The sequence below is a fragment of the Methylobacterium sp. J-030 genome (assembly GCF_022829545.1).
Lineage (GTDB): Bacteria > Pseudomonadota > Alphaproteobacteria > Rhizobiales > Beijerinckiaceae > Methylobacterium.
The window spans coordinates 1-5,595 of record NZ_JAKSYM010000141.1; the positions used below are offsets into that span (position 1 = coordinate 1).

Consider the following 5,595-nt stretch of genomic DNA (forward strand, 5'->3'; position numbering starts at 1 on the left):
AGACCATGTCGCCGATGCCGATGACCGGCTCGGCGGAGGGGCGGTGGTCGCCGAAGGAGGCGAGCAGGCTGTCGAGCGGGCGGCCGCGCAGGGCCTCGATCACCGCGGGGGTGACGTCGATGATCTCGTAGCGGGCCAGCAGACCGCCATCGGCGGTGGCCACCTCCGACCCCGCCTGGATCGCGCTCGCCGTCGGACCCGCCGCAGGCAGGTACGTGCAGCCCGACATCGCCGCGGCGGCGAGCAGGGCGAGGGGAAGTGTTCGCATCCAGATGTTGTCCATCGGTAGTGCCGAACCCGTGCCTAACTCATGGCGACCCGGGTGTCCGTAGCGGGTGAGCCACACTCCGCCCGGGACGACTGAGGTTGCCGTTTCATCCTCGCTAAGCACAGCTTTTTCGGGGCAGGTGAACGGACCGGGCGCAATTTCGCGCAGAACGTGTCGCGCCGGGGTCGGGCCGGATGCGGTTGCAGGATCGATCCCGGCGACGTCCCCTGCTTGAGCGGACGCGCAGCGCCCCGGGGATTGCGAACGCCGCCGACAGGACGCGACGATCGGTGAGCCCGCTCAGTTGGCCTGCCCGACCGCGGTGCTGATCTGGTTGTAGACGCCGCTCATCCGGTTCGCGTAGACGCGGATGCTCCCGGCCGCGACCAGGAAGATCAGGGAACCGATCAGCGCGTATTCGATCGCCGTGGAGCCGCGCGTGTCGCGGGCGAACCGCGCCACGCCAGCCGGCCGCACACCGGCGCCGGAGATTTCGGTTTGTGCGGACCTCTTGCCCGCGCCGCAGCAGTCCGGCTCATGCATGGTCGATACCGCTCTTCCGCCGCGTTCCGCCACCCCGGTCGGCGGCACGGCCCGTCGCCGGTTCTAACCACCCGGCGATTGCTGCGGTCTTAATGAAGTCTTCGAAACGGAATAGTCTTGCGTGAACGTTCGGTATTTTTCTCCGGACGCACCCGCGCGCGCGGGTGCGTCCGGATCGGTTCCGGCTCGATCAGGCGTGCCCGGCCTTGTGCCGAAGGTCATCGATCCGCTTCGAGGCCTCGGCCTTGTCGAGATCGGGATCGAACGCCTTGGGCTCCTTCGCCTCCTCCGACAGGGTCTTGAGGTAAGAGGCCTGGGCTCCGGTCATCGGCTCGCCGCCGGTGGTCCACTGGTCGGGATCCTTGATCTGGTTGGAGACGTCCTTCGGATCGGTCTTCGGGTTCGCTTCGGAGCCCTGGGACTTCGCGTCCGCCTTCGATGCAGTCTTCGCGGTCGACTGGGACATGGTCAATCTGTTCCTGAAATGTTCCGACTTCACGGGGAGAACGTGCGGCCTGGCGGGCGGTTCCGGTGATGCCGCGCCGCCGACGGGTTGTCCCCGGCCTTTCCTTCGCGACCCGCGATCCTATTGATGACGCACGGCGTCGGGGCGGACGCCGCGGTGCCACGGGGTCCGGATGATGTCCCAGGGGATGGCTGTGCACGGGACCGGACCGGCGACACCGGACGCGCAGGTGCTCATCGTGATGGGCGTCTCGGGATCGGGGAAGAGCACCGTCGCGGCGCTGATCGCCGAGCGGCTCGGCTGGACGTTCATCGACGGCGACAGCTTCCACGGGCCGGAGAACGTGGCGAAGATGCATGCGGGGCACGCCCTCGACGATGCGGACCGCGCCCCGTGGCTCGCGCGGATCGCGGCCTGGATCCAGGCGCGGCTCGAGGCCGGGGAGTCGGCGGTGGTGGTGTGCTCGGCCCTGCGCCGGGCCTACCGGGAGGGCCTGACCCGCGGGAGCCGCCGGGTGCGCCTCGTCTACCTGGCGGGGGACAGGGCGCTGATCGCCCGCCGCCTCGCGGAGCGGCACGGGCATTTCATGTCGCCCCTCCTCCTCGACAGCCAGTTCGCCGCGCTGGAGGCCCCGGGCCCGGACGAGCACCCGATCACCGTGGGGATCGCCGACCCGCCCGCGCTGATCGCGGACCAGGTGGTTACACGCCTCGCTCAGGAGAGGGAAGCAGGCCGATGACAGCGCAATCCGGCAAGGCCGCAAACATCGCCCTGGTGATCTCGGACGTCGACGGCACCCTGGTGACCGCCGACAAGCGCCTCACCGCCGCCACGGTCGCGGCCGTGGGCCGGCTGCGCGCCGCCGGGATCGGCTTCAGCATCGCCTCGGCCCGGCCGCCGGTCGGGCTGCGCGGGCTGGTGGCCGAACTCGGCCTCGAGCTGCCGATGGGGGCGTTCAACGGCGCCAGCGTGGTCCGGCCCGACCTGTCGACCATCGAGGAGCGGACGATCCCCGAACCGGCCGCCCGGGAGGCCCTCGACCGGCTGCTCGCCGCGGGGCTCGACGTCTGGGTGTTCGCGCGCGGGGCGTGGTGCCTGCGCGATCCGCACGGGCCCTACACCGACCTCGAGCGCCGCACGATCGGCGCGGAGCCCGAGGTCGTGGCCGATCTCGGCACCCTCATGGGGGCGGCCGCCAAGATCGTCGGGGTGAGCCGGGACCACGCCCATCTGGCGGATTGCGAGGCGCGGATCGGGGCGGCGCTCGCCGACCGAGCCACGATCCACCGCTCGCAGCCCTACTATCTCGACGTCACCCCGCCCCGGCTCGACAAGGGCCGCTTCGTCGCCTGGATGAGCGCGCATCTCGGCATTCCGCCGGAGCGGATCGCGACCTTCGGGGATGCCGGCAACGATCGCCCGATGTTCGCCCGCAGCGGCTTCTCGGTGGCGATGGGCAACGCCGAGCAATCCGTGAAGGCCGCCGCCAGCGCCGTCACCGACGGCAACGACGCGGATGGATTCGCGCAGGGCGTCGACCGGTTCATCCTTCCTTGAACGACCCCTCCGCCGCCGCGCGGATCGGTCCGGCGCCGCACCCGCGGCGAATGTATCGGGCCTGTGTCCGGCGGAGCACACGCCGCGTCCGCGCCGCGCCCGCCCACAGCTTGCCGAAGCGGGGCCGCTTTCCGGCCTCATTTGCCCGCGACCTAGCTTGACCACAGAACAAGCAGCACCGGGTCTCGGAATGCATCGCCTTCTCCTGGCCGCCTCCCTCGCGGTCGTGCCAGCCGCCGCCTTCGGGCAGGCGCACGACAACATCGACGCGTTGATCGAGCAGCAGGCCAAGGCGAACGGCGTTCCGGCGAGCTTCGTGCACGCGGTGGTCAAGCGCGAGAGCAACTACAACCCGCGCGCCAAGGGCGGCAGTGCGCTGGGTCTCATGCAGATCAAGCACGCGACGGCCCGCAGCCTCGGCTATACCGGCGACGCCGCGGGGCTCCTCGATCCGGCGACGAACCTCCGCTACGGCGTGGCCTATCTCGCGGGGGCCTACCGCACCGCCCAGGGCAATCTCAGCCAAGCCTATCACTACTACAATCGCGGCTACTATTACGCCGCCAAGCGCCAGGGCATCTCGACCGAGGTCGCCTCGGTGGTGGCCCCGGTCGCCGCCTCGGCGAGCGCCCTGGCGAGCCTGTTCGGCGGCGGCGCCGCGGATGCGAACGCTGCTGCGGCTCCGGCCCTGGCCTACGCCCCAACCGCCGCTTCGGTCGCGGCGCCGACCGAGACCGTGGAGGTGCCCCTGCCCCCGCGCCGCCCCGCCGCCCTCACGGGCACGATCCAGTTCGCCAGCCTGACCGTCGAGCCGGCCGCCGCAGCCCCGGTGGAGCAGGCCGCGCGGGCCGAAACCGTGGACGTGCCGCTGCCGCCGCGGCGGCCCGCCGGTTTCGGCGCAGCCTCCGCCGCCGCCGCCGAGCTCGCGGAACTGCGTCTCTCCCCTCAGGCCGAACCGGCGTCCGCGCCGGCCCCGATGACGCCCGCCGCCGCGTCGGCTCCCGTCGCCGAGGCGATCGAGGTACCGCTCCCTCCGCGCCGCCCGACCATCCAGATGCTGGCTGCGGCCGGGCCGCGGCGCGCGCCGGCCGGTGCGTCCGTCCAGGAAGCCACCGCGCTTCCGGTCGAGTAGGGTCGCCGGACCTGCGTGAACCTGGAATGCGCACCGGAATGAGCCTCTGCCCACACAAGGATCATGCTCACGCCTTGACCATCGGGGCGTTCCGCAACACATAGGCGCCACGCCAGCAGCGTGGTTGGGCCGGTGCGGCACGGACCGTCGGCCGGTCGCAGCGGCCGGACACGGGCGGCGCAACACAGAATCTTTGGGCGGGATACGCGAGTTGTCGCGCGCGGGCTCGGGCAGCGTTGTCCGAACCGCCGGGCGCGACCGACCTCGAAGCGGCGGGCATGCAGGGCACGGACTCTGCTTTCGAGCTGGCAGGAAAGCGGATTGCGCCATGACCGGCGTGGTGGAACAGGAATCGCACTTCCTCACGGACCTCGGGCGCCGCGTCAGGCACGCGCGCACCGTGCGCGGGCTCTCGCGCAAGGTCCTGTCGCAGACCTCCGGTCTGTCGGAGCGCTATATCGCGCAGCTGGAGGGCGGCCAGGGCAACGTCTCGATCATCCTGCTGCGGCGGGTCGCCAACGCCATGGGCGTGCGGCTCGACGACCTGATCACCGGCAACGACGCCCAGCCCGACTGGCCGCTGATCCGCGACCTCCTCGGCCACGCGAGTCCGGCGCAGGTCGCTGCCGCCAAGCAGGCGCTCTCCGGCGGCAGCCGGCCCGAGGCGGGCGACCGCCCGCGCGTCGCCCTGACCGGCCTGCGCGGCGCCGGCAAGTCAACGCTCGGCAAGCTCGCGGCCGAGCGGCTCGGCTGGACCTTCGTGGAGCTGAACGCCGAGATCGAGCGGGAGAACGCCCTCTCGGTGCAGGAGATCTTCGCGATCTACGGCCAGGAGGGCTACCGGCGGCTGGAGCAGGCGGCCCTGCGCCGCCTCACCGAGCATCCGGGCCCGCTGATCCTGGCGACCAGCGGCGGCATCGTGGCCGAGCCCCTGACCTACGACCTGCTGCTCCAGGCCTTCTACACGATCTGGCTGCGCGCCCGGCCGGAGGAGCACATGAGCCGCGTGCGCGAGCAGGGCCACCTCGCCACCACGGGCGACCACGCCTCGGCGATGCAGGAGCTGCGCGCCGTGCTGGCGAGCCGGGAGCCGCTCTATGCCCGCGCGCCCGCCACGGTGGACACCTCCAACATCCCGGTCCAGACGATGCTCGACCGGCTGACCTCGGCCATCGAGGCGCGGTTCGGGCAGACGGTCTCGGCGGTCGGGTGACAGCCATGCCGGCGACGCAGGCGCCGGCCTGATCCGACCCTTGATCGCCGCGCCGCGGCGCACCACGCTAGGACGGCCCTGACGAAGCCCGGTCTCAAAAGGTCTCGGACCGTTTGCGGGTGCAGGGCAGAGCCCCGCTGTCGGGCTTCGCCCATGGTGGGGCCCTGCCCCGCCTCCGCCGAAGGGATACGCCCTTCGGAATCCCGGGATCGGCCGATGATCCACGGTCCCGGGACACGCTCTTACTCGGAGGCTCGGACATGGGCGCCAGTCCCGGCCGCAACGCGGAGCCCCGCGGTCCCCCGCGCCCCGGTCCGGCCTGGTCCCGCCCGCCCCCCTGGGCGGAGGGGGTGCTGCGCCCGTGGCCGCAGCCCGCCGCCTTCATCGTGGCCACCGTCCTGACCCACACAACCCGC

General features: G+C 71.9%; 6 protein-coding genes and 1 pseudogene. 4 read left to right on the plus strand and 3 right to left on the minus strand.

Annotated elements, in window-relative coordinates; all coding sequences use genetic code 11:
- The 3 genes and pseudogenes from MKK75_RS08205 to MKK75_RS08215 form a co-directional block, all read right to left on the minus strand.
- A pseudogene (locus MKK75_RS08205) lies at window positions 1-268 on the minus strand (sugar transporter); the annotation flags it as partial.
- Between the two features lie 300 nt (window positions 269-568).
- Window positions 569-811: a Flp family type IVb pilin gene (locus MKK75_RS08210; RefSeq protein ID WP_244042104.1), complete on the minus strand. Its 243-nt coding sequence runs from the start codon at window positions 809-811 to the stop codon at window positions 569-571.
- 190 nt (window positions 812-1,001) lie between these two features.
- Window positions 1,002-1,277: a DUF3072 domain-containing protein gene (locus MKK75_RS08215; RefSeq protein ID WP_244042105.1), complete on the minus strand. Its 276-nt coding sequence runs from the start codon at window positions 1,275-1,277 to the stop codon at window positions 1,002-1,004.
- Between the two features lie 187 nt (window positions 1,278-1,464).
- Here MKK75_RS08215 and MKK75_RS08220 point away from each other — a divergent pair, with 187 nt between their 5' ends.
- The 4 genes from MKK75_RS08220 to MKK75_RS08235 all read left to right on the plus strand — a co-directional run bounded on the left by MKK75_RS08220 (window position 1,465) and on the right by MKK75_RS08235 (window position 5,179).
- The gene (locus MKK75_RS08220; protein WP_244042106.1) at window positions 1,465-2,016 is read left to right on the plus strand and encodes a gluconokinase; all 552 of its coding nucleotides are present in this window, start codon (window positions 1,465-1,467) and stop codon (window positions 2,014-2,016) included.
- Window positions 2,013-2,834, plus strand: coding sequence for a Cof-type HAD-IIB family hydrolase (locus tag MKK75_RS08225; RefSeq protein WP_244042107.1), 822 nt, complete (start codon window positions 2,013-2,015; stop codon window positions 2,832-2,834). Before MKK75_RS08220 ends, MKK75_RS08225 begins: the two co-directional genes overlap by 4 nt.
- Before the next feature lie 190 nt (window positions 2,835-3,024).
- The gene (locus MKK75_RS08230; protein WP_244042108.1) at window positions 3,025-3,966 is read left to right on the plus strand and encodes a lytic transglycosylase domain-containing protein; all 942 of its coding nucleotides are present in this window, start codon (window positions 3,025-3,027) and stop codon (window positions 3,964-3,966) included.
- A gap of 328 nt (window positions 3,967-4,294) precedes the next feature.
- The gene (locus MKK75_RS08235; RefSeq protein WP_244042109.1) at window positions 4,295-5,179 is read left to right on the plus strand and encodes a helix-turn-helix transcriptional regulator; all 885 of its coding nucleotides are present in this window, start codon (window positions 4,295-4,297) and stop codon (window positions 5,177-5,179) included.
- Window positions 5,180-5,595 lie beyond the last annotated feature (416 nt).

Excerpts from the sequence above, each read along its gene's own strand:
- MKK75_RS08210 (WP_244042104.1), bottom strand. The coding sequence starts at position 811 with ATGCATGAGCCGGACTGCTGCGGCGCGGGCAAGAGGTCCGCACAAACC.
- MKK75_RS08215 (WP_244042105.1), bottom strand. The coding sequence starts at position 1,277 with ATGTCCCAGTCGACCGCGAAGACTGCATCGAAGGCGGACGCGAAGTCC.
- MKK75_RS08220 (WP_244042106.1), top strand. The coding sequence starts at position 1,465 with ATGGCTGTGCACGGGACCGGACCGGCGACACCGGACGCGCAGGTGCTC.
- MKK75_RS08225 (WP_244042107.1), top strand. The coding sequence starts at position 2,013 with ATGACAGCGCAATCCGGCAAGGCCGCAAACATCGCCCTGGTGATCTCG.
- MKK75_RS08230 (WP_244042108.1), top strand. The coding sequence starts at position 3,025 with ATGCATCGCCTTCTCCTGGCCGCCTCCCTCGCGGTCGTGCCAGCCGCC.
- MKK75_RS08235 (WP_244042109.1), top strand. The coding sequence starts at position 4,295 with ATGACCGGCGTGGTGGAACAGGAATCGCACTTCCTCACGGACCTCGGG.